Origin of the sequence: Myxococcus sp. AB056 (genome assembly GCF_006547365.1) — a bacterium.
In the GTDB taxonomy this organism is placed as follows: domain Bacteria; phylum Myxococcota; class Myxococcia; order Myxococcales; family Myxococcaceae; genus Myxococcus; species Myxococcus virescens.
Genome location: NZ_VHLB01000003.1, coordinates 77681 through 101131, shown reverse-complemented (window position 1 = coordinate 101131; position 23451 = coordinate 77681). Strand labels below are relative to the sequence as shown.

Annotated in this window: 19 protein-coding genes; 15 read left to right on the top strand and 4 right to left on the bottom strand. The window is 69.8% G+C overall.

What is annotated here, in order from left to right; all coding sequences use genetic code 11:
- Window positions 1–91: 91 nt before the first annotated feature.
- Complete coding sequence (locus FMP39_RS02390; protein WP_141588412.1) at window positions 92–1069, top strand: 4-hydroxy-3-methylbut-2-enyl diphosphate reductase; 978 nt, start codon at window positions 92–94, stop codon at window positions 1067–1069.
- Between the two features lie 112 nt (window positions 1070–1181).
- Window positions 1182–1613, top strand: a complete 432-nt coding sequence (locus FMP39_RS02385; protein WP_228557582.1) for a fibril protein — start codon at window positions 1182–1184, stop codon at window positions 1611–1613.
- Between the two features lie 8 nt (window positions 1614–1621).
- On the opposite strand, the gene FMP39_RS02380 is transcribed toward FMP39_RS02385, so the two are convergent.
- Window positions 1622–3316 carry a DUF885 domain-containing protein gene (locus tag FMP39_RS02380; protein WP_228557581.1) on the bottom strand — a complete coding sequence of 565 codons (1695 nt, stop codon included), beginning with the start codon at window positions 3314–3316 and terminating at the stop codon, window positions 1622–1624.
- Window positions 3317–3771: 455 nt separating this feature from the next.
- Here FMP39_RS02380 and FMP39_RS02375 point away from each other — a divergent pair, with 455 nt between their 5' ends.
- The 7 genes from FMP39_RS02375 to FMP39_RS02345 all read left to right on the top strand — a co-directional run bounded on the left by FMP39_RS02375 (window position 3772) and on the right by FMP39_RS02345 (window position 13431).
- Window positions 3772–5175 carry an ELWxxDGT repeat protein gene (locus FMP39_RS02375; RefSeq protein ID WP_228557580.1) on the top strand — a complete coding sequence of 468 codons (1404 nt, stop codon included), beginning with the start codon at window positions 3772–3774 and terminating at the stop codon, window positions 5173–5175.
- 372 nt (window positions 5176–5547) lie between these two features.
- Window positions 5548–8250, top strand: a complete 2703-nt coding sequence (locus FMP39_RS02370) for an AsmA family protein (protein ID WP_141588409.1) — start codon at window positions 5548–5550, stop codon at window positions 8248–8250.
- A 151-nt stretch (window positions 8251–8401) separates the two neighbouring features.
- Window positions 8402–9673 (top strand): FAD/NAD(P)-binding oxidoreductase, encoded by a 1272-nt coding sequence (locus FMP39_RS02365; protein WP_141588408.1) that lies wholly within the window; start codon window positions 8402–8404, stop codon window positions 9671–9673.
- Between the two features lie 29 nt (window positions 9674–9702).
- Window positions 9703–10989 (top strand): sigma-54-dependent Fis family transcriptional regulator, encoded by a 1287-nt coding sequence (locus FMP39_RS02360; protein ID WP_141588407.1) that lies wholly within the window; start codon window positions 9703–9705, stop codon window positions 10987–10989.
- Between the two features lie 230 nt (window positions 10990–11219).
- Complete coding sequence (locus FMP39_RS02355; RefSeq protein WP_141588406.1) at window positions 11220–11924, top strand: MBL fold metallo-hydrolase; 705 nt, start codon at window positions 11220–11222, stop codon at window positions 11922–11924.
- A gap of 17 nt (window positions 11925–11941) precedes the next feature.
- Window positions 11942–12553 (top strand): rhodanese-like domain-containing protein, encoded by a 612-nt coding sequence (locus tag FMP39_RS02350; protein ID WP_141588405.1) that lies wholly within the window; start codon window positions 11942–11944, stop codon window positions 12551–12553.
- Window positions 12553–13431, top strand: a complete 879-nt coding sequence (locus FMP39_RS02345; protein ID WP_228557599.1) for a sulfite exporter TauE/SafE family protein — start codon at window positions 12553–12555, stop codon at window positions 13429–13431. Before FMP39_RS02350 ends, FMP39_RS02345 begins: the two co-directional genes overlap by 1 nt.
- Window positions 13432–13438: 7 nt before the next feature.
- Here the strand turns inward: FMP39_RS02345 and FMP39_RS02340 are convergent, their stop codons facing one another.
- Window positions 13439–14983 carry an ATP-binding protein gene (locus FMP39_RS02340; RefSeq protein WP_228557579.1) on the bottom strand — a complete coding sequence of 515 codons (1545 nt, stop codon included), beginning with the start codon at window positions 14981–14983 and terminating at the stop codon, window positions 13439–13441.
- 153 nt (window positions 14984–15136) lie between these two features.
- On the opposite strand from FMP39_RS02340, the gene FMP39_RS37710 reads away from it, so the two are divergent.
- Both FMP39_RS37710 and FMP39_RS02335 read left to right on the top strand, forming a co-directional pair.
- Entirely contained in the window at window positions 15137–15553 is a 417-nt protein-coding gene (locus FMP39_RS37710) for a hypothetical protein (protein ID WP_228557578.1), read from the top strand.
- A gap of 241 nt (window positions 15554–15794) precedes the next feature.
- The gene (locus FMP39_RS02335; protein WP_141588402.1) at window positions 15795–17450 is read left to right on the top strand and encodes a formate--tetrahydrofolate ligase; all 1656 of its coding nucleotides are present in this window, start codon (window positions 15795–15797) and stop codon (window positions 17448–17450) included.
- 61 nt (window positions 17451–17511) lie between these two features.
- On the opposite strand, the gene FMP39_RS02330 is transcribed toward FMP39_RS02335, so the two are convergent.
- Both FMP39_RS02330 and FMP39_RS02325 read right to left on the bottom strand, forming a co-directional pair.
- Window positions 17512–19104 carry a methyl-accepting chemotaxis protein gene (locus FMP39_RS02330; protein WP_141588401.1) on the bottom strand — a complete coding sequence of 531 codons (1593 nt, stop codon included), beginning with the start codon at window positions 19102–19104 and terminating at the stop codon, window positions 17512–17514.
- A 377-nt stretch (window positions 19105–19481) separates the two neighbouring features.
- Window positions 19482–19958: a hypothetical protein gene (locus tag FMP39_RS02325; RefSeq protein ID WP_228557577.1), complete on the bottom strand. Its 477-nt coding sequence runs from the start codon at window positions 19956–19958 to the stop codon at window positions 19482–19484.
- Window positions 19959–20028: 70 nt separating this feature from the next.
- Here FMP39_RS02325 and FMP39_RS02320 point away from each other — a divergent pair, with 70 nt between their 5' ends.
- The 4 genes from FMP39_RS02320 (at window position 20029) to FMP39_RS02305 (ending at window position 23449) form a co-directional block, all read left to right on the top strand.
- Entirely contained in the window at window positions 20029–21390 is a 1362-nt protein-coding gene (locus tag FMP39_RS02320) for a sigma-54 dependent transcriptional regulator (protein ID WP_141588400.1), read from the top strand.
- Between the two features lie 193 nt (window positions 21391–21583).
- On the top strand, window positions 21584–22051 hold the full coding sequence (locus FMP39_RS02315; protein ID WP_141588399.1) for a hemerythrin domain-containing protein: 468 nt from the start codon (window positions 21584–21586) through the stop codon (window positions 22049–22051).
- A gap of 252 nt (window positions 22052–22303) precedes the next feature.
- Entirely contained in the window at window positions 22304–22783 is a 480-nt protein-coding gene (locus FMP39_RS02310) for a helix-turn-helix domain-containing protein (RefSeq protein WP_228557576.1), read from the top strand.
- Between the two features lie 87 nt (window positions 22784–22870).
- Window positions 22871–23449, top strand: coding sequence for a putative toxin-antitoxin system toxin component, PIN family (locus FMP39_RS02305; RefSeq protein ID WP_141588398.1), 579 nt, complete (start codon window positions 22871–22873; stop codon window positions 23447–23449).
- Window positions 23450–23451: the final 2 nt, after the last annotated feature.

Here is a 23451-nt window from a genome sequence, read left to right as displayed (position 1 = left end):
CATCACCCAACCCATCTCGCTTCCCCCCCGCTCGGCGCACGTCCCATCCGACGCGCGCCGCACGGGAGGCGTCTACCCGAAGGAGCCCACCATGCGTCTCATGTCGTCACGCCTGTCCCTCGTGGCCCTGTTGTTGATGGCCACCTCCGCCGTCGCGGCCTCTTCCACCTTCGAGCCTCGCGGCACCTGGTCGGCCTCGCCCAATAGCAGCACCCCATCCACCCTGAACCTCCAGCTCCGCCAGGGCCCGCACCGCAACACGGGCTTCACGGAACCCCTGGCGTCCTTCCAGGGACTGTCCACCACGGACGGAGCCACCACCTTCACCCTGCCGCGCGAGGCCGGCACCTTCCGCTTCGAAGGCCAGTTCCAGGACGGCCAGGGCGCGGGCCACTTCCGCTTCGATGCCAGCAGCGACTTCCTCAAGAAGATGGCCACGCTGGGCTACTCGGACATCACGCCCGAGGCGCAGTTCCAGCTCGCGGCGACCAACGTCACGACCGCACGAATCCAGGCCCTGGCCGCGCTGGGCTACAAGCAGCTCAGCATGGAGGAGCTCATCCAGGCGGGCATCTTCGACGTGACGCCCGAGTACGTGCGCGGCCTGTCCGACGCGGGCTACGCCGGGCTGTCATTCAAGGAACTGGTCGAGGGCCGCATCCACCGCGTCACGCTCCAGCGCGTGAAGGAGTTCTCCGGCGTCGGCTTCGCGAAGCTGCCCTGGAATCAACTGACGGCCATGAGCATCCACGGCGTCACGCCTGACTTCGTGAAGCAGATGCGCGAGCTGGGCTTCCAGGGCACGGACGCGGATGACGTCATCGCCTTCCGCATCCACCGCGTCACGCCCGACTTCGTGAAGCAGATGCGCGAGCTGGGCTTCAAGGACCTCACCCAGGACCAGATTCTGGCCTTCCGCATCCACGGCGTCACACCCGACTTCGTGAAGCAGATGCGCGAGGCGGGCTACCCCAACGTCACTCCGGACGAGCTGGTGGCCCTGCGCATCCACGGCATCGACCGCGTCTTCATCCGCGACATGTCGGGGACGGCGCCGAAGAAGAAGTGACGCCGGGCGCGGTCAACGTCCGCCGGTGAACGGCCGGCCCCGCTACCGGGATGCACGGAGCGCCACCCAGCCACATCTTCCCCGCGGGACGGTGGTGGTGGGGAGGGTCGGAATGTCGCTGATTCGAGCCGCTTGTGCCGGGATGCTCTTCCTGGCTGCGTGTGCATCAACCAACAAGTCCGCGGTGCCAGAGCCCCGCGCCACGGCGCCGCGAGTCGAGGGGGTGGAGTACGGCTTCCACCCTCAGGACCCGGTCCGCGTCGGCTGGGGTGACCGGGGGATGATGGCCTTCCTGGAGCTGCTGCGAGGCCCCCAGGGCCAGCGCATCGCCTGGCGCCGCGTGGGCCCCTGCTGCGGCACCGGCGCGCCCACCGAGCTGGAGGTCTTCGAGGTGACGTACGACGGGCTCGCCGCTCCGGTGAGCCTCTACCTGGACCCGAACACCGCGGGCGCCGTGCACGCGCCCAACGGCTTCAACCTCCAGGGGCTCGCCTCCCGCTCGCAGGCGGGGCAGGAGGAGACGCCCCGGGTCATCGAGCTGTAGTCCGCGGCTCACTCCAGCGACGGCGCCGTGTCGCCCGGCAGGAACACCTCCCGCGCGAGCGACACCGGCAGCCCGAGCTGGAGGAGCCGGTCGTGAAAGTCCTTCAGCACCAGCGTCTTCCCGCGCGACTCCAGGTGGCGGCGGTAATCGTCGCGCAGCTTGAAGATCTGCATGCGCCCCACGGCGTAATACAGGTACGTGGGGTCGAGCGTGCCGCGCTCCACCTCGCGCAGGGCGGGGAAGGGCTCGAAGTACGCAATCTCCGCGTACCGCTTCGCCACCGCCTCCACGGGCTCTCCGTACACGTGCAGCGCCAGCGCCGCGTACCAGCGCGCGTGCCGCTGGAGCGCGCGGCGGAGCTGTCCCAGCCGCACGGCCGGGTCACCATTGCCCAGGCCTTCATCCACCATCATCTGCTCGGAGTAGTGCGCCCAGCCCTCCACCAGTGACGCGGGGGTGAAGACCTTGCGCACGTCCGTGGGAATCCGCGCGCCGTAGAGCAACTGCACGAAGTGGCCGGGCATGGCCTCGTGGACGGTGATGCCCAGCAGGCCCGCGCGGTTGAAGTACGTCAGGTGCTGGGCCTTCTGCTCGGGCGTCCAGCCGGGCTCCACGTTGGTGATGTTGTAGAAGGCCTCGGTGGCCTTCGTCTCGAAGGGGCCGGGGGTGTCCATGGACGCGAAGCCCAGCCGCGCGTAGGGCGGCGTCTCCCGCACCACGGGCAGCCGGTCCGACGGCAGCGTGAGGATGTTCCGCTCGCGCACGAAGCGCTGCAACTCCACCAACTGCGCCTTCGCCGACGCCACCAGCTCCTCCGCCTTCGGGTGGTCCTTCACCAGCTCCGCCATCACCTGCTCGGGCGTCTTGGTGGCGTCCAGCCGGGCGGCCTCGCGCGCCACCCAGGCCTTGTAGTCGCGGATGGCGCGCTCGTTGATGTCGCGCAGCGCGTCCGCGTCCAGCGTGACGTGCTCCTCCAGCGCCAGCTTCTTCTCGAAGCGCTCGCGCCCCAGGCGGAAGTCGCCGTCCGCCTTGGGCAGCAGCTCGCGCTCCAGCCACACCGCGAAGGCCTCCATCTGCCGCGCGGCCTCCTCGCGCGCGGCGGAGAAGGCGGCGCGCTCGCTCAGCGGAACCTGGGCATACCCCTGCGCCGTCAGGGCCCGGGGCAGGTCCGTGCGCAGGTACGCCACGGTGCCGCGCGCGTCGCGCAGCGCGTACTCCGCCCACAGCTTCGGCACGCCGCTCAGGTTGAACTGCGCCGCGTCGAGCACGCCAGGGATGCGCGCCATCCGGGAGCGCATGGCGCGCATGCGCTCGGCCACGGGGGCGAACTCGCGTGACGACAGGCCGTCCAACCCGCTGGAGATGATGCCCACGTAGAAGCCCGGGTCGCGCTCCCAGGGGCGCACCTCCTCCAGCTCCAGCAGGTCGGCGCGCATCGCGTTCTCCAGCACGCGCACGTCCACGGCCGCGTCTCCCGACAGGCCACCGCGCGCCACCACCTGCTCCAGGCGCGTCAGCCAGCCGCGCAGCGCCTCCGCCTTGCGCTTCAGCGCGCCCGAAGAGACGTCCGGCAGGTGGGCGTCATGCATGTGATAGCCGAGCCGCGTGGCCCGGGTCGGATGCGCCGCCGCATACCAATCCAGGTACTCGCGCGCGAGGACGACGTAGTCGGCATCCGCGGCGGAGACGGAAGCGGTGGGCATGGCCGAGGAAGACTCCGGCCCGGCCCCCGAGCGCGAAGCGCAAGCGGAGACACAGGCCAACAGGACGAATGCGGAGCGAATGCGCATGGCGCGTCGAGTCTCGTAATGGGACGGCGGTTCGGAAAGCGGGAAGCGCGCTCTGGATGCTTCTTCGTCGAACAGCTCTCGGCCGGGTTGTCGGCTGAAGGTCCCCGGTCTCGTACGCCGAGGCGCCCGCGGAGGGCGACTGTCACGCAATGACAGCCCTGGACCGACTCGCGGACGGCTTGGGTTTCGTCACATCCCAGCCAGATTGCGCGACCGCGGCACCCCACCGCAGCCAGCCACCGCAACAAGGAGTGAGTATGCGTCTTCGCGCACAAAGCCTTCCTTTGCTGTTGTCCGCCGTTTCAGGCATCGCCACCCTCGGATGCGGCGTCGAAGCACCCTCCCCGGTTCGCCAGGAGCACGGGGAGGTGGCAGCCGCCACCAGCCGTGAAGACACCGCGCGCCTGGGTGCGGCTTCCGGATGGGACCTGTGCGACACGACGGCCCGGCTCGTGCGGGACATCATCCCGGGCGCGGGGCACTCCCATCCGCGGGACCTCACCCACGGCAACGAGGTCCTCCTCTTCTCCGCCACGGATGGCGTGTGGGGCCGTGAGCCCTGGATAAGCTCGGGTGTGGCTTCGGGGACGCATCCGCTCCGGGACGTGTACTCCGAAGGCCCGGGCTCGGACGCGGGCCCCTTCGTCCAGGGCGGGACGACGACGTACTTCGCGGCGAAGAACGGCGTGCATGGCCGCGAACTCTGGAAGACGGATGGCACCACCGCGGGCACGGTGCTGGTGAAGGACATCTCGCCGGGAGGGCTGGGCTCGGACCCGGAGCACCTGACCTTCTACGACGGCGTGCTGTACTTCACGGCAAACGATGGCGTGCATGGCCGCGAGCTGTGGCGCAGCGACGGCACGGAGGAGGGAACCTTCCTCTTGCGTGACTTCAGCACGGAGGGAGACCTGGTCTCCAGCCACTTCGAGCTGGTGGCGGGGACGAACGCCCTCTACGTCAAGGTGAGCATCTTCTCACCGACCGACCGCCAGTCGAGCCGGGTGCAGTTGTACCGGACCGATGGCGCCAGCTTCGTGCGGCTGGTGGACGGGACGGAGGAGAACATGCTGGGCGACCTGACGCCGGTGGGGGACAAGCTGTTCTTCACCTGGAACTTCGATGCGCCGCAGACGCGGCTCTACGTCACCAACGGCACATCGAGCTGGGCGCGCTACGTGTACACGTTCATCGGCGCGCCGCTGGGGATGGTCGCTTACAAGAACAAGCTCTTCCTGAGCGCGGCGACTGGAGCCGGGGGGGTGGACTTCGAGCTGTGGCGCAGCGACGGCACGACGTCCGGCACGATGCGGGTGAAGGACATCTACCCGGGCCCGGTGCCGTCGCAGCCGACGAACCTCACGGTGGTGAAGGACCGGCTCTTCTTCGTCGCGGATGACGGGGTGCACGGCCGCGAGCTGTGGAGCAGCGACGGGACGAGCGCGGGGACGCAGTTGCACGCCGACATCGCCGTGGGCGCGCTGGGCTCGGAGCCCGCGGAGCTGACGGCCGTGGAGGAGTACCTCTTCTTCAGCGCCCACACGGAGGCCGGGGGCCGGGAGGCGTGGGTGAGCGACACCCGCGAGCTGGGGGTGTTCGAGGTGCAGGGCATCGCGCCGGGGGCCATGCACTCGGACCCGAACAACTTCGTGCGCTCGGGGTGGGACCTCTACTTCGTCGCCAGCGACAACACCGACTACGGCCGCGAGCTGCGCGCGCTGCGCATCCGGCCGGCGGGCATGTGTGACATGAGCGGCAACGGCGGGCTCTGAGCGGTAGGCGCCTGCCCGCCCTCGGCGCAGCCGGCCCCAGGGGCCAACCGGGATGGCGTTGGCCCCCTTCCCTTCCTGGCGCCGGATGCCCACATCGGAGAACTGTCGAGTGGCAGGGGGCACCAGGAGCCGGCTGGTGCCCCCTTTTTTCGTGCTCCCAGAGCGGCCGTCCGTCCTTCGATTTGTACGCCTCCGTGCATTTCTCCCCGCCTCCAGCGTCGTCTTGGGCAGAACTGTCATGCTGCTGTCCCGCTGCGGGCTGGCGCGTCTGACGCGTGCGGACGAGCCTGGGCTGGGCTAAGCGTCTGCCTGCCCGTCGGGTACCGCACAGGCCGGCGCCTGCGGCCCGCTCGCTGGAGGAGGTTTCAAGCGATGTCCGACACCGTGGTGAAGAAGAAGCGCCGTTGGCCCTATGTCCTTGGAGGAGTCTTCGCGCTCCTCGTCATCATCGTGGCCGTGGCGCTCTGGCGACTGGACGCCATCCTGCTGAAGACGGCTCGCGACCAGGCGGCCACCTATTCCCAGCTCCTGGGACGTCCCATCGAAATCGGGGACATCTCCACCAAGCTCTTCCCCACCATTGGCGCCCAGGTGGAGAACGTCACCGTCGGCCCCGCCGAAGGGGAAGACCTGCCGCTGGCCCAGCTGGCCCTGATTGACGTCCGCGTCGCCGCGGGTCCGCTCCTGTCCTCCAGCGGCAAGGACATCCAGGTGAAGAACGCCGAGGTCTCCGGCCTCACCGTCAACCTGGTCCGCTTCGCCGACGGCACCACCAACGTGCAGCGCCTGCTCCAGCGGCTGGAAGAACAGCAGCCCAAGGAAGAGGAGGCCCCCGCCGAAGAGTCTCAGCCCATGGACCTCTCCGGCGTCCACGTGGAGCGCGCGGCCCTCACCGACGGCGCCATCCGCTTCGTGGACCGCGGCGCCGGAGAACAGGCCCGCGAGCTGGGCGTGAAGGACCTGGACATCGAGGTGAAGGACCTCCGCGTGGGCAAGCCGCTGGTGGTGAACCTGGCCGCCGCCGTGCTCGCGGACACCCAGAACCTCCAGGTGTCCCTCCACGCCGCGCCGCTGCCGGCCACGCTGGTCCCCACGCCCGAGCGCGTGACGCTGAAGGCTCAGAAAATCGACCTCGCCCCGCTGGGCCCCTTCCTGCCGCCGGACATCGGCCTGCGGGCGGGCACGCTGGATGCGGACTGGCAGGCGGACCTGGGCGGCGCCGTTCCCGGCGGCCAGGGTCCCACGAAGCTGGTGGGCATCATCAAGGCCCTGGGCCTGAGCTTCACTGGCTCCGAGGGCGGCAAGGCGCTGGACGTCGTCATGGACACCGACGTCGCGGGCGACATCACCACGGGTGACCTGGCGCTCAACAAGCTGAAGGTGGACCTGGGCCCCGCGAGCATCACCGGCAAGGGCAGCGTGAAGGGCCTGCTCACGGACAAGCCCGCGGTGGAGGGCTTCGAGCTGACGGGCCGCAACCTGGACCCGGCCGCGCTCGCTGAGTACTACCCGCCGCTGCGCAAGCAGCTCAACGGGATGATTGCCGGTCCCATCGGCCTGGACGTGCGCGGCAGCGGCACGCAGGACGCCCAGGCCATCGACGTCAATGTGGACCTGACGCCCGTGCGGCTGCGCGTGCCGGCCCAGCTCACCAAGGACGCGGGCGGCGCGATGAAGCTCTCCGCGCGGGTCTCCGGCGCGGCGGCCACGGGCGGCGCCCTGCGCTTCGACGCAAAGGCGGACCTGGGCGGCATCGACCTGCGGCCCGGCCTGCTGGTGGACAAGGCCCCGGGCCAGCGAATGGACTTGAGCGCCGCGGGCACCTACGCGCCCGGCAAGGGCTCCGGCATGAAGGTGGACATCCCCAAGCTCACCGCGAACGTGCTCGAGGACACGATGACGGGCAGCGCGTCCTTCGCGCTCGCGGGCGCGGGGAAGAAGCAGACGACGATGTTCTCCGCGGACCTCAAGAGCCAGAAGCTGGACGCGGACGCGCTGATGATGAGCGAGGAGGAAGTCCAGGCGCGCGGCGGTCCGCCGCCGGAGGAGCCGCTGTCGGATGACCCGACGCGCTTCAACGGCTACCGGGGCGACATCCGCTTCGCGGTGGGCACGCTGCGCTACATGGAAATGACCATGACCCAGGTGACGGGCGTGGTGAAGATGACCGACGACCTCATCACGGTGGAGAAGTTCTCCACGGGCGTCTACGGCGGACGCATCGTCGCGGACGGCACCACGATGCGCCTGGGCCCCCTGCCGGAGCAGCGCCCCTTCGAGGCGAAGGTGAAGGTGGAGGGCGTCGCGGTGGAGCAGGCGCTGACGCAATTCACGCCGCAGAAGGCCGTGACGGGCAAGTTCAACGGCAACGTGGACGTGAAGGGCGTGGGCTACACGCCCGACAAGCTCAAGCAAACGTTGCTCGGCGGCATCAACGGCGACCTGCTGGATGGCGAACTGCTGGGCAAGGACCTGGTGGCCGCGGTGTCCGAGCCGCTCGCCAAGGCGCTGCCCATCGCGGCCAAGGGCCTGAAGAACGAGCAGGTGACGAAGCTGGGCGGTGACCTGCCCTTCAGCGTTCAAATCAAGGACGGCGTGGCCCAGCTCTCCAAGCCGCTGACGTGGGCGCGGCCGGAGGCGGAGCTGAGCTTCGACGGCGGCATCCGGCTGGATGGCTCGCTGGACCTGACGGGCTCCGTGTCGCTGACGCCGTCCACGGTGAAGACGCTGACGCTGGGCAAGGTGACGCCGCCGGCCGCCATCCCCGTGGGCCTCAAGCTGACGGGCCCCGCGTGGAAGCCGGAGGTCACCAGCCTGGACGTGAAGCCAGCGGTGACGCAAATCGCGAAGCTGGCGGCCTCGTCGCTGGCGGGCAACCTGATTGGCGGCGAGCGCGGCCAGCAGGTCCAGGGCATCATCGAAGGCGGCGAGGACAAGCTTCGCGCCGAAGCAGAGGCCAAGCGCAAGGAGCTGGAGGCCAAGGCCGCCGAGGAGAAGGCGCGCCTGGAGGCCGAGGCCAAGAAGCGCGCCGAGGACGAAGCGAAGAAGCGCCTGCGCGGCCTCTTCGGGAAGTAGAGCCCGCGGCCGGCGCTCCCTGAAACACGCTGAAACGGTCGGGAAACAACATGTTCACCTCGTCACCCGGGGTCTGCCCTCGGGGACGAGTGTGGCATGCGCCCTGCTAGGGCTTCCTGCCCGTTTCACGCGTCACAAGGGAGCGCGCGACATGCAGACGAGCGAGGACTTCGACCGCGGGGATTCGGTGACGCCGTCCAGCGCCGTGGTGGTGCCGGTACGCGAACACCATCGCGTCCTCATCATCGGAGGTGGCACCGCCGGAATCACGGTGGCCGCCCGGCTGGCGCGCGCCGGGCAGAAGGGCGTCGCCGTCCTCGAGCCTTCCCAGCACCACTACTACCAACCCCTGTGGACGCTGGTGGGCGCCGGGGAGGCGCGCGTCGAGGACACCGTGCGCAACGAGTCCCGCCTCATCCCGCACGGCGTGAAGTGGGTGCGCGACGCCGCCACGGAGATAGACCCGGAGGCGAGGGAGGTCCTCACCCGCGGTGGCCTGCGCCTGGGCTACGACTTCCTCGTCGTCGCCCCTGGCATCCAGCTCGACTGGGACAAGGTCGCGGGCCTGCGCGAGGCGCTGAAGACGCCGCACGTCAGCAGCAACTACGACGTCCAGCTCGCGCCCAAGACGTGGCGCCTGCTCCAGAACTTCCAGGGTGGCACCGCGCTCTTCACCCAGCCCTCCACGCCCGTGAAGTGCGCCGGGGCCCCGCAGAAAATCATGTACCTGGCCGCGGACCACTTCCGCCGCACGGGCGTGATGGAGCGCACCAGCGTCGTCTTCGGCTCCGGAGCCAAGACCATCTTCGGCGTGAAGCCCTTCGCCTCCGTGCTGGAGGGCGTGGTGCACCGCTACGGCATCACGCCCCGCTTCCAGCACGACCTCATCGCCGTGGACGGCGAGCGGCGCGAGGCCACCTTCCAGGCCACGCGCGACGGGCAGACGGAGCGCCTCACCCTGGCCTACGACATGCTGCACGTCACCCCGCCGCAGAGCGCGCCGGACTTCATCAAGCGCAGCCCGCTGTCCTGGCGGGAAGGTCCGAATGCCGGCTGGGTGAAGGCGGACAAGTACACGCTCCAGCACCCGGACCATCCGAACGTCTTCGCGCTCGGCGATGCGTCGGACCTGCCCACCAGCCGAACGGGCGCCGCCATCCGCAAGCAGGCGCCGGTGCTGGTGGAGAACCTCCTGGCCTGCATGAAGGGCCAGCCCCTGCCCGCGCGGTATGACGGCTACGCGTCCTGCCCCCTCACCACCGGCTACGGGCGCCTGCTGCTCGCCGAGTTCGACTACGACGGCAAGCCCGCGCCCACCATCCCCTTCATCGACACCATGCAGGAGCGGCGCGACATGTGGCTGCTGAAGAAGTACGGCCTGCCACGCCTCTACTGGGCATTCATGATGCGGGGCCTTGCATAAGACGCCGGGAGCCGGGCTATGCACCGGCGATGCCCACCTCCCACCTCGCGCTCCCCGCCCTGGATGCCCTCGCGGGCCCCGTGCTGCTCGTGGACGACGCGCGGAAGGTGACCGCGCTCACGCCCGCGCTCGAAGCCCTGCTGGGCGGCACGCTGCGCGCAGGGACGCCGCTGGCGCAGGTCCTGGGGCGCGCTGATGGCACGGAGCCGCTGGACGCCCTCCTGAAGAACGGGCGTGAGGCCTCCGCCCGCCTGCGCGTGGGTGGGCGCTCGAAGCCCGTGCGGGTGCGCGCCGTCCCCCTGGCGCGAGGGCCTCGGGCATCCGGGTGGGCCCTGCTCGTCTCGCCTGACGCGGCGGAAGAGACGAATGGTCGCGCGGAGCTGTTCCACGGCCTGTGGACCCAGGCGCCCGAGCTGCGGCGCGTCTTCCGCATCGTCGAGAAGGTGGCCCGCACCGAATCCAGCGTGCTCGTTCGCGGGGAGTCGGGCACCGGCAAGGAGCACATCGCGCACGCGCTGCATGCGCTGTCGGCACGGGCGCGCGGGCCGTTTCGCGCCATCAACTGCGCGGCGCTGCCGCCCAACCTGCTGGAGAGCGAGCTGTTCGGCCATGTGCGCGGCGCCTTCACGGGCGCGGTGCGCGACAGCCCAGGACATTTCCGGCTCGCGGACAAGGGCTCGCTGTTCCTGGACGAGGTGGCGGAGATGCCCCTGGACCTCCAGGCGAAGATGCTGCGCGTGCTGGAGACGCGCACCGTCATCCCCGTGGGAGGCCGCCAGCCCGTGCCCGTGGACGTGCGCATCATCGCCGCCACGCACCGGCCGCTTCGGCGCGAAGTGGAGGCGGGACGCTTCCGCGCGGACTTGATGTACCGCCTGCGCGTGGTGCCGCTCTTCCTGCCCACGCTGCGGGAGCGACGAGGCGACATCCTCCCACTGGCCCTGCGGTTCCTGGAGGAGCTGCACCAGCGCGGCGCCCGCCGCGTGGAGCGCTTCTCGCCTGGTGCCCGCCGCTTGCTGGAGGAGCACGCCTGGCCCGGCAACGTGCGCGAGCTGCGGAACGTGATGGAATACGCCTACGTCATTGGCGAAGGCCCGGTGGTCCGAGAGGCGGACCTGCCACCGGAGTTCTCCGAGCCGCGGCAGGCCGCTCCCGTGACGAAGCCTCCTCCGGATGCCTCGATGGAACCGGAGCGGATCCGCGCCGCGCTCGCCCAGGCGGGCGGCAACCGCTCCGAGGCCGCGCGCCTGCTCGGCGTCAGCCGCGTGACGCTGTGGCGGCGCCTGCGCGACCTGGGTGCGACGGCGGAACGCTGAGCGACGGGCGGGCGTCGGCCACGAAACACCACGAACATGGCCCTCAAACGATGTTTCACGCCTGTTTCAGGTGCGTTTCACGACGGCGCGCTTGAAGCATGCCGTCTTGCCCGCAGAGGCCGATTCCGCGGTGCCGGCAACCCGTGTCCCCTCGACCCGAGCCCCGCCCCCACCTGTTGGCACGTCACTGGCAATGACGGCCTCGCACCCCACTCCGACGGAGGCGAACGATGCTCTTCCGCCAGCTCTTCGACGCGGACACCTCGACGTATACGTACCTCCTGGCCGACGAGGCCACGGGCGCCGCCGCGCTCATCGACCCGGTGCTGGAACAGACGGAGCGCGACCTGAAGCTCCTCCGGGAGCTGGGCCTCACGTTGTCCGTGGTGCTGGAGACGCACGTCCACGCCGACCACGTCACCGGCGCGGGTGTGCTCCGCGAGCGGACAGGCGCCACCGTGGTGGCCTCCAGCCGCGGCGCACCCTGCGTGGACCGGGCGGTGAACCATGGAGACATCGTGCGCGTGGGCGGCCTCGAAGTCCGTGTCCTCGAAACGCCCGGCCACACCGACGACAGCCTGAGCTTCCTCTGTGAGCGCCGCCTCTTCACCGGAGACGCGCTGCTCATCCGCGGCACCGGAAGGACGGACTTCCAGAACGGCGACCCGGGCCAGCTCTACGACGCCATCACCCGCGTCCTCTTCACCCTGCCCGACGACACGGCGGTCTACCCCGGCCACGACTACGCCGGGCACGCCATGTCCACGGTGGGCGAGGAGAAGCAGCACAACCCCCGGCTGGCCGGACGCACGCGCGCGGACTTCATCGTCTTGATGAACGCGCTCCAGCTCCCACCTCCCCGGAAGCTGGACGTGGCCGTCCCCGCCAACCGGGCCTGCGGACACACGCCGCCCTCACCTTCCCTCCAAGCCTGAAGTCACGCGGAGCCCCCATGCATCCTCTCTGCGACACCGCCACGCCCCATCCCGCGGGCTACCGCGACGTGGAGGTGGGACAGCTCGCGGCGTGCCTGCCCTCCGAGCTCACACTGGTCGACGTGCGTGAGGCCGCCGAGCTCGACGGCATCCTGGGCCACGTCGCGGGCATCCGGCACGTCCCCCTGGCCACGGTGCCGGACGTCGTCGACGCCTGGCCGCGTGACACGGACTTGGTGATGATCTGCCGCTCCGGGGCGCGCTCGGCGAAGGCGGCCTCCAGCCTGGTCACCCTGGGCTTCACCCGAGTGATGAACCTGCGTGGCGGGATGCTCGCGTGGAACACCGCGCGGCTGCCCGTGGTGCGCCCCGTCCCCCACGCGCTGCCCACCTTGGGCACCGTCCGCGACGGACTGCTCGACGGCCTCCACCGCGCCGTGGCACCCCCGCCCCATGAAGGTCCCACCGTGCCACCCCTGACGACCCCGTCTCGGGAAGCACTCACCGCCGTGCTCGACGCGCTCCAGGCCGCGCGGCCGACGGATGTCCGGGACACCGCCGCCTTCGAGCACCTGCTGCGCACCTACCGGGACCTGCTCGCCGTCGCGCGCGCGGAAGGCGAGCGGTGATGCTGTACGCGGGCATCGCGGGCTCGATGCTCGTGGGCATCCTGCTGGGCCTGCTCGGAGGTGGCGGCTCCATCCTCATCGTGCCGCTGCTCATCTACGTGCTCGACGTCGAGCCTCGGACGGCCATCGCCATGTCCCTGGTGGTGGTGGGCGTCACCAGCGCCAGCGGCGCCTTCCTCCACGCGCGCGCGGGCCGCGTCCGCTGGCGCACCGCGCTCGTATTCGGCGCAGGGGGCATGGGCGGGGCCTTCCTCGGTGGCCGGCTCAATCCCCACCTCGCGCCCGACACGCTGCTGCTCCTGTTCGGGGGCGTCATGGTGGCCGCCGCCGTGGCCATGCTTCGCCGCCGGGAAGCCGGGCCCGCCGCCACCAGCGTCTCCCCGCTCCCCGCTGCCCGCGTGCTCGCACAAGGCATCGCGGTGGGCGCGTTGTCGGGACTGGTGGGCGCCGGGGGCGGCTTCCTCATCGTGCCCGCGCTGTCACTGGCGGGGCTGCCCATGCCAGTCGCCACCGCCACATCCCTGGTGGTCATCGCGCTCCAGTGCGCCGCCGGCCTGGTGGGCCACCTGGGCCACCTGGACCTGCCCTGGATGCTCACCGGCGAAGTCCTCCTGGCCGCGATGACGGGCAGCCTCGTGGGCGGAAGGCTCGCGGGGCGCGTGTCCCCCGCGATGCTGCGCAAGGGCTTCGCCGTGTTCGTGCTGACCACCGCCGCCTTCCTCCTGGGCGCCCAGGTTCCCGCGCCCCTGCGTGAGCGCGTATGGACGGAGGGGCTGTGGCTCTGGAGCGTGGCGCCTCTTGCCGTGGGCATTCCCGTGACGGTGTGGCGCCTGCGCGTGGCCCGCCAGCGTCAGGCCGCGCAGGCCCTGCCCCGGTGAGGCACCGTCACGTGGACGCCAGCGGCACGGTGAAGCGGAAGGTGGAGCCGTGCCCCAGCACGCTCTCCACCCACAGACGGCCGCCATGCCGCTCGACGATGTCCCCGCAGATGTAGAGCCCCAGCCCCAGTCCACCAAAGCCGGAGATGGGGGCGTTGCGAGCGCGGAAGAAGCGCTCGAAGAGGTGCGCCTGCTGGTCCCGCGGAATGCCGATGCCTTCGTCCTGAACGGAGACATGGGCGTGGCGGTCCTCCCGAGCCACCCGGACGCGAACCGTTCCCCCACTGGGGCTGTACTTGAAGGCGTTCTCCATCAGGTTGACCAGGACCTGCGCGAGCCGGTCCGCATCGCCCAGGACGACCAGGGGTGATTCCGGCGCTTCGTACTCGACGCGGTGGTGCGCGCTGGACAGGCGCATCTCGGAGACGACGTCATGGGCCAGCTCCTGCAACACGACGGGCCCATGCTTCAGCGTCAGCCGCCCTTCCTGGATGCGCGAGGTGTCCAGCAGGTCATTCACCAATCCCGTCAGGCGGCTCACCTGCATCAACGATTTGTCCACGTGCCGGGCGGAGGCCCCGTCCCCCTCGGCGCCGCGTTGCCGCAGCATCTGGAGGTGCAGCTTCAGCGGCGTGAGCGGCGTCTTCAGCTCGTGCGCGGCGATGGACAGGAAGTCGTCCCGCACGCGGATGGCCTCCTGGGCTTCGCGCAGCAGCCGCTCGCGCTCGGCCTCGGCCTGCCGCTCCGCCGTCACCTCGCGGTAGCTCCACACGCGGCCGATGATGGCGCCCCCCATCCGCTGCGGCAGCGACTTGCGCTCCAGGATGCGCCCGTCCAGCAGCTCCACCGTCTCCACGTCCACCTGCTCGGAAGGCTCGAAGCGCTCCCGGATTCGCGAGGTGAACGACTCCGGGTGTTTCACGCCGCCCGCCGCGCGCACCAGCACTCGCTCCGCGTCGCGGTCCACCATCATCTCCTCGGTCAGCCCCCAGATGTCGAGGAAGCGCTTGTTGAAGGCCGTGACGCGCTTGTTCAGGTCCACCACGATGACGCCTTCCGCAATCGAGTCGAACGTGGCGCGCAGCACCGAGTTCATGTGCGCCAGGCTCTCCGGCGCGTGCCGCGTCAGACCGCCTTCGGCGACCTGCCCCATCGAGGACTCAGGAAGCTGGAGGCGCGCGCAGGCGCCCAACAATGTCCCCTGCTCATCGAACACGGGCAGGACGAAGGCCTTCAGGCCCGACTCCTCGTGGACACCGGCCTTGCCCTGGAGCGCGGGCCGCATCGCCTGCGCGAGCCAGGGCAGCCGAGCGAGCACCGCGGCCACGGGACGCCCTTGGAAGGGCTCACCCTGCGGTCCGGTGGCGTGTGTCAGCGCATCGTCCATCCAGACCACGCGTCCGTACGCGTCGACGATGAGCGCCGCCTGGAGCGCCTGCCCCAAGCTCAGCAGCCCCGGAACGACGTCGGCCCCGCTCGGGTGACGGGCCTCGGCAGGCCCCGGCGCGCCCCATCCGCTCCGTCCTTCCTCATGGATGTGGGCCTTCGACATGGGCGCTCCTCGGCCTCGTTGGCGGGACATTTCCGGCGGAAAGATGCGGCGCCCGCCAAGGGCATGAAAGGGGCCCTCCTGCTCGGCCGCCACCGCCGAAGGGGCTCCGACTCCCAGGCCGCTTGCCGTGCGAAAGCGGTAGGCTTCCGCCACATGACGACCTCCCGCCTCGCGATGCTGTTCCTGGTGCCCGTGCTGGCCACGGGCTGTGCCTCCACCGCCGGCGCCACCCGGCCGGACGCGCCCGCGACGGAAGCGGCGGCCCCCGAGGCCACGCCCAGCGCGCCCTCCGGATATGGCTACAGCAAGGACGACCCCATCCACGTGGGCGGCGGCGTCGAAGGGGAACACGAATACCTCCAGCACCTGCGGGGGCCAGAGGGGCAAAAGGTCCGCTACGAGCGGGAAGGAAGCTGCTGCGCCTTCGAGTCGGAGGGCTCGCCCTTCGGGACCGGCATGCTCGACGTGTACGTCGTCAGCTACGAGGGACTCGAGAAGCCGGTGGTGCTGTACCTCAACATGTATGACAGGAAGGACCCGCGGGCCCCCGAAGGCTTCCGCCTGGACTGACGCGCGCTAGGAGCAGTCCTCGGTGATGGGACCTGCGACCAGCGGGCCCGACATCCATTCCGACAGACACATCGGACCGCGTCTCGATGTCGCGCGGGTCCGCCGCCAGCACGGGGCTGACGCCGCTCATGCAAACGAGCAGGAATCCAGACACACGAGCGAAGGTCTTCACGGCCCTGAATTGTAGCAGGCACGCGTCTCCGCCGTTGACCGCTGCCAGTTCCGCACGGACATTCCCAGCATGACGCTGAGAGCCATGACCGACGTGGGCGCCGAGCTGGGCCTGTCTCCCGAAGACGTGCTGCCGTGGGGAACCCACCGCGCCAAGGTGTCGCTGGACGCGCTCGGCAAGCGGGGCGGCCGGCAGGGACGCCTGGTGCTCGTGTCCGCCATCAACCCCACGCCACCGGGCGAAGGCAAGACCACCATGTCCGTGGCGCTGGCCATGGGCTTGCGCAAGCGAGGGCGCCGCGCGGTGGCGGCCCTGCGCGAGCCGTCACTGGGCCCTGTCTTCGGCGTGAAGGGCGGCGGCACCGGCGGCGGGCAGGCCAGCCTGGAGCCCGCGGCCGACATCAACCTGCACTTCACCGGGGACTTGCACGCCATCACCAGCGCCAACAACCTGCTGTCCGCGCTGGTGGACAACGCCGTCTTCTACGGCCAGCCGGTGGCCCTGGATGCCACGCGCGTGCGCTGGCGGCGCGCGCTGGACATGAATGACCGCTTCCTGCGCAACGTCATCGTCGGCCTGGGCGGCAAGGCGCAGGGCGTGCCACGCGAGGACCACTTCGACATCACCGCCGCCAGCGAGGTCATGGCCATCCTCGCGCTCGCGGAGGGCCTGAAGGACCTGGAGGCGCGGCTGGGACGCGTCATCATCGGCCACACCCGGGACGGCCAGCCGGTGCGCGCGCGGGACGTGGACGCGGCGGCGTCCATGGTGGCGCTGCTCAAGGACGCGCTGATGCCCAACCTCGCCCAGACGCGCGAGGGCGGCCCCGCGCTGGTGCACGCGGGCCCCTTCGCCAACATCGCGCACGGGTGCAGCTCCGTGATGGGCACGCGCATGGGGCTGGCCTACGCGGATGAAGTCATCACGGAGGCGGGCTTCGGCTTCGACCTGGGCGCGGAGAAGTTCCTGGACATCAAGTGCCGCAGCAGCGGGCTGTGGCCCCGGGGCGTGGTGCTGGTGGTGACGCTGCGCGCGCTGAAGCACCACGGAGGCGCCTCCCCCGCGCGCGTGGCCGAGCCGGACCGCGAGGCCCTGGTTCGCGGCTTCGCGCACCTGGAGAAGCACCTGGAGTCGGTGGCCGCCTTCGGCCTGCCGGCCGTCCTGTGCGTCAACCGCTTCCCGCAGGACACCGAATCCGAGCTGGAAGAGCTGCGCGCCTTCGGCAAGGCCCGTGGCGTGGAGACGGCCGTGTGTGACGGCTTCTCGCGAGGGGGTGACGGCTCGCTGGAGCTGGCCGACTGCGTGCTGGAGATGCTGGACGGCACGGACGCCGCGCCGCCCCAGCCGCGCTTCCTCTACGACGTGGCGCAGTCGCCCGAAGAGAAGGTGGCCGCCATCGCCCGCACCGTCTACGGCGCGGACGACGTGGCCTTCACCGCGAGCGCGAAGAAGGACCTGGACGCCGTGCGCGAGCTGGGCGGCGCCGGGCTGCCCGTGTGCATGGCGAAGACGCACCTGTCGCTGTCGGATGACCCCACGAAGCTGGGACGGCCGCGCGGCTTCACGCTCACCGTGCGCGAGGTGCGGCTGTCCGCGGGCGCGGGCTTCATGGTGGCGCTCACTGGAGAAATCCTCACCATGCCCGGCCTGCCACGCGAGCCCGCCGCCCGCCGCGTCACCGTCCACGACGACGGGCGCGTCACCGGGCTGATGCAGGGGGAGTGAGCCGAGCCCCAAGCCGGGGTGCCACCCAGGACGGTGGCACCCTCGCGGCCCCAAGGCAGCGTCAGATGCGGAAGCCGGTGGACAGCTCCTGGAGCTGTCCCAGCGACGCGTTGATTTGCGTCACCGCCTGCTCGGCCGTCATCGTGGCCGTCACCACGTCCGCCATCATGGAGGACAGCGTGGTCATCACCTCGGTCATCTGCGCGATGCCCGCGTTCTGCTGGGTGACGGAGGCCACAATCTGGCGCGCGGCCTGACTGCTCTCCTGCACCACGGTGGTGATTTCCTTCAGCGTGTTGGCCGAGGCGAGCACCTGCTCGATGCCCTCCTCCATCTTCTCGCTGTCGCCCTCGGCGATGCCCACCGTCTGGCGGATGGCCTGGTTGATTTCGAGCAGAATCTTGCCGATGCGCTGGGTGCTCTGCAGCGACTGGCCGCTGAGCGAGCGCATCTCCCGCGCCACCACCGCGAAGCCCCGGCCCTGCTCCCCGGCGCGCGCCGCTTCGATGGCCGCGTTGAGCGCGAGCACGTTGGACTGGTCCGCCAGGTCCTTCACGCTGCCGATGATTTCACCGGCATGCACGGCCTGGTCGCTCAGGTGCGCGATGCTGCCCACCAGCGCGCCCACGCGCTGGCGAATCTGCTGGAGGCCCTCGGCGCTCTTCTCGATGGACTCCTGGCCGGACGCGCTGAACGTATCCGCCTGTCCCGCCACGCGGAGCACCATCTCCGCGCGGCTGGCGGCCATGCTGGACGTCTGCGCGATTTCGGCGATGGTGGTGCTCGCCTCGGTGAGGCTGCGGGACTGATTGGTGAGGAAGTTCACCTGCTCCTGGCTGGCCTGCGTCAGCGTCTTCGCCGCGTTCGTCAGGTCCGTCACCACCGTCTGGATGGTGGTGGGCACGTTGCGCAGCCGGGTCACCATGACCTGGAAGCCGCGCGCCAGCTCGCCCACCTCGTCGTGGGCGCTCACGTCGATGGCCTGCGTCAGGTCGCCCTTCTCCGCGATGCGCGTGGCCACGTGGGTCAGCTTCGCCAGCGGCAGCGTCACCTCGCGATGCAGCCAGTAGGCCAGCCCCACCGTCAGCGCGATGCACAACAGCACCAGCACGCACACCGTCCAGGTGGTGGCGCGGTGCAGCCCGGCCACCTCCGCGTAGGAGGTCGCGATGGCCTGGCCATCCGCTTCCACGGCCCTCTCCAGCTCATGGGACAGCCCCGCGGCCAGGGACTCCACGCTCGCGAGCGCGGACGCCGCCTTCTCGTCCCCCTCCACCGCGAACGTCACCGCCGCCCTGGAGTTCCTCCAGTACGTGGCCAGGGACGACTTGAGCTCATCCACCCGCTGGAGGTTCGCGCCCGGTACGGCCCTCGTCAGGTCGAGCTTCGACTGGAGCTCGTCCACCTCCGCGCGCAGCGGCTCCAACCCGCCCGCCTTCGCCGCCACCGCCGCCAGCACGTTGCGGTGCAGACCCGGGAAGCGGTGCATCACCTCACGGTTCAGCTCGATGGTGGGGACCTGCGAGCTGCTGATGCGCGCGTACACGCCACCGGAGCGCGCGCCCAGGGCGATGAACGCCACCAGGATGGCCACCAGGAACACCGCGACAACGGCCGGCAACAACATCATCTTCTGCTTGAGCTTCAGACGCACCCGCTGGCCTCCCCGCTACCGTGAGCACCCTTCAACGCCCGCGACTCCACGCCGCGCGCCGCGGCCAGAATCCGGCTGTGGAAGAGCCACCCCGTCTTCCAGGGCCCGCTGCGCCAGCACATGTCGCCATCCTTCCGTGAACTCCCGTGGGAGCCACAAACCCGCGCGGCCGGTGCTCACGCCGCGCGTCGTAGGATAGCCAACTGTCTGCGGGCTGGTAACTCTCACCACCCGTGTCATTCAGACGGACGCGGAGCGCCGTGAAAGACGGGTAGGACCCGACCCCACCTGCGGGAGAGCATTCCAACGCATGGCCTGGTTTCACCACGCGCTCCGGGTAGGAGGGCAGGCCGTCGCTTCCCCGGTGGAGCCCCGTCTCAGCGCACGGAGCGCTGGAGCGCGGGCGCAATCTCCTGCTGGCAGGTCGCGTCACATTCCGTGAAGCGGGTGAGGAAGTCCGCCATCTGCGCGCAGCGCCTCGGGAAGCGGCTGGTGCCCGCATCCCCCATGCACATCTCGCGGAAGGAGTCGCGCGTCTCCTGGAAGAGTGAGGCCCGCTGCGCGGGAGACAGTGCGTTCAGCGCCCGGTTCTCCCCGCCCTGGAGGTACAGCCAGACGCCGGCCAGCAACAGCAGCACCAGCCCCACGAGCACGGCCTTCCGAGTCCGCTTCTCGGCCAGCGAGGGGCCCCGGGCTCGGGAGAAGACGTTCTCCTCTTCACCGTCTTCGGGCGGTGGGCCGCCTGCCATCATCCCCATCAAGCGCATACGCCCCCTGTTCCAGCCCAAACCGGAGAGCAACGCCAGCACGGAGTGCAGCGGATGTGCGGGAACCGCCAACAGCCGGGCTGCCATTGCGCGTGCTCCCGCACGCTGCGCGGGAGTCTGACCGCGTGGCGGCGCGGATTGCTCCTAGGATGAAGTCATGGACATCCGAGAGCGCCCCATGCGGGTGCTGGTGGTGGACGACGAGCGGAACATCCGCCACACCCTGCGCGTGTGCCTGGAAGGCTTCGGCTGTGAGGTCCGCGAGGCGGCCACCCCCGAGGCCGCGCTGGCCGCGCTGGCGCAAGGCCCCACCGACCTGGCCTTCGTCGACCTGCGGCTCGGCACGGCCAGCGGAATGGAGCTGTTGCCGCGCCTCCTGGCCGAGTCGCCCCACCTGGACGTCGTGCTCATCACCGCCTACGCCACGTTCGACACGGCGGTGGAGGCGATGCGACGCGGAGCGCGGGACTATCTGCCCAAGCCCTTCACGCCCGCGCAGATTCGCCACGTGGTGGAGAAGGCGCGGCGGCACCGGGAGCTGGCATCGCAGTTGGAGAGCCTGGAGGGGCAGCTTTCCCAGGCGGTGCCAGAGGCCACGTTGGAGACAGCCTCGCCCGCGATGCACGCGGCCATCGGGCTGTTGACGCGCGCGGCGGCGTCCGACGCGGCGGTGCTGCTGCGGGGAGAGAGTGGCACCGGCAAGGGAGTGCTCGCCCATGCGCTGCATTCGATGAGCGCTCGGCGGCGCCGGCCCTTCGTCACCGTCAACTGTCCCACGCTGTCCGAGCAACTGCTGGCCAGCGAGCTGTTCGGCCACGTGCGCGGCGCGTTCACCGGCGCGGTGAAGGACCAGCCGGGACGCGTGGAGGCGGCGGAAGGGGGCACGCTGTTCCTGGATGAAATCGCGGAGATGAGTCCGGGGCTCCAGGCGCAGCTGCTGCGCTTCCTCCAGGAGAAGCAGTTCGAACGGCTGGGCGAGGGACGTACGCGCAAGGCGGACGTGCGGGTGGTGGCGGCGACGAATCGGGACCTGGAGAAGGACGTGGCCGAGGGGCGCTTCCGGGAGGACCTGCTCTACCGGCTGAACGTCATCGAGGTGAAGCTGCCGTCGCTGCGAGAGCGGCCGGAGGACCTGCTTTCGCTGGCCCGGCGCTTCGTCTCCTTCTTCGCTCGCGCGGCGCAGCGCCCACCGCCGGAGCTGTCGCCCGCGACGGAGAAGATGCTGCTGGCCTATGGGTGGCCGGGCAACGTGCGCGAGCTGCGGAATGCAATGGAGCGAGCGCTCATCGTCTGGCCCGCGGAGGTGCTGGAGCCACAGGCGTTCCCCGACCGCATCGCCGCCGCGGGGAGTCCGGTGATGACCCTGGGCGGGCCGCATACGCTGGAGGACATCGAGCGCGAGCACGTGCTGCGCGTCATGGCCTCGGCGCCCACGTTGGATGAGGCGGCGCGGGTGCTGGGCATCGACGCGTCCACGCTGTGGCGGAAGCGGAAGAAGTACGAGTCGGGCGAGGGCTGAAGGACCCCGAATTCCCACATCCACGTCAGCCGAGAACGCGCGAGCCAGGCACAGCGGTCGCACGCGTGCCGGGCCGGAGTTTCCGGGAAGCCGACCGGGCGGGGCTCCGCCGCGTGCCTGGAGCGGCGATTGCAGCGTCCTGCGCGCATGCGGAGCCTTGGAGGACACCGAACCGATTCCAAGGAGCGCAGACGTGGACGTGATTGACTTGTTGATTCAGCAGCACCGCGAGGTGGAAGCGCTGTTCGATGCCTGTCGCGCGGCGAAGGACGACGAGAGCAAGCGAGAGCTCGGCATCCAGCTCGCGGAGGCGCTCACGTTGCACACCACGATTGAAGAACGCTGGGTGTACCCCGCTGCGCGCCGGGTGGTGGAGGAGAAGCTGATTCAGGACTCCGTCGAGGAGCACGGGGAGATGACGGAGCTCATCGCCCAGATGATTCGCGCGCGCAACGACCCGCAGAAGCTGGTCTCCCTGTTCGGCGAACTGGAGAAGGTGGTGAAGGAGCACGTGACGATGGAGGAACGGGACGTGCTGCCCAAGCTCGGTCAGAAGGTCACCGAGGAGGACCTGGGCATGTCGTGCAAGGACATCGTCCGCACCGCCTCCGAGGTCCGCCGCGAGGAGATGCAGAAGCTCCAGGGTCAGGCGAACGCCTGAGGGCCTGCTTGGCACACACACTGTGAGCTTGCACCTAGGGCAGCTAGCTGCTGACTTGCACTTGGCTAGCTGCCACCTAGCAACGGGCTTCACCTGCACTTGCGTCGAGTAATACCCCGTATTACACCGTTAGACGCGTGCAGCGAACGCAGTGCACTCTCTGCGGGGCGCAGCGGTGCGCGCATGACATCTCGAAGCGCCGTTCAGGAGGCGTCCCACGGGGCCCGTATGTCACCTTCCACCATCAATCCCGTGAAGGACGACGCTCCGGTGCGCGTCTCAGAGCCCGTGGCTGCCACGGAGGGCACCCTGGGGCAGGTCCAGCAACTCGCCAAGTTGATCACCGAGACGCTTCACGGGGCGGGGACCCAGCCGCGATTCACGCTCCTTGGTCCCAATCATGAGGCGCTCCCTCTTCCCAAGGACGTTCTGACTTTGCTTCAGCAGCTCCTGGCCGTTTTGGCCTCGGGGGACGCTGTCTCCATCGTCCCAGTCCAGAAGGAGCTCACCACGCAGCAGGCCGCCAACCTGCTCAACGTGTCGCGCCAATACTTGGTGCAGCTCCTCGACGAGGGAAAGATTCCGTTCCACCGAACCGGTACCCATCGGCGCGTCAACACCCAGGACGTGCTTGAGTACCGTGCCCGCAGAACAGCGGAGCGCCGTGCGAAGCTGGCCGAAATGATTCAGGACACGCAGCTAGCTCGTGGCTATCCCGAGTTCGACGAGTAGCAAGCTGGTGGCTATCTCGAGTTCGATGCGGAGCGAGCTGACGCTCCACCGTTGACAGCCGCCGTCTGGAGAAGGGACGACTAGGGCGTGAACCCTGCTCCGTTCCCGGTCGTTCTCGATGCGAACGTCCTGATTCCGGTCTCTCTCTGCGACATGCTTCTCAACGTCGCCAACGAGGGTCTCATCCAGATCTACTGGACCGAGGAAATCCTGGATGAGGTGCGCCGCAATCTGGTCGAACAAATCGGGCTCACCGCGGCGCAGGCTGAACGCCGAGTCTCGGCCATGCGCAGGCACTTTCCCGAAGCGCTGGTATCCGGCTACGAGCGCCTCGTCCCGGCCATGACGAATCACCCCAAGGACCGGCATGTCCTTGCGGCGGCAGTGCACGTCGGAGCGCAGACCATCGTCACCAACAATCTGCGCGACTTCGGTTCTGAGCATCTACCCCGAGCCATGCAGGCGCAGGATGCGGACACCTTCCTGCAAAATCTCCTCAGTCAGTCCCCCGGCGTCATGCTGGAAGTGCTCCGCGCTCAGGCAGAGATGTTGAAGAACCCGCCCATTACCTTTCATCGCCTGCTGAACGGACTGGCGAAGTCCGTTCCGAAGTTCATCAGCGAGGTGCGTGAACTCCTCCCGCCTTCGCCGCTCGAAGGCGCCTGAGA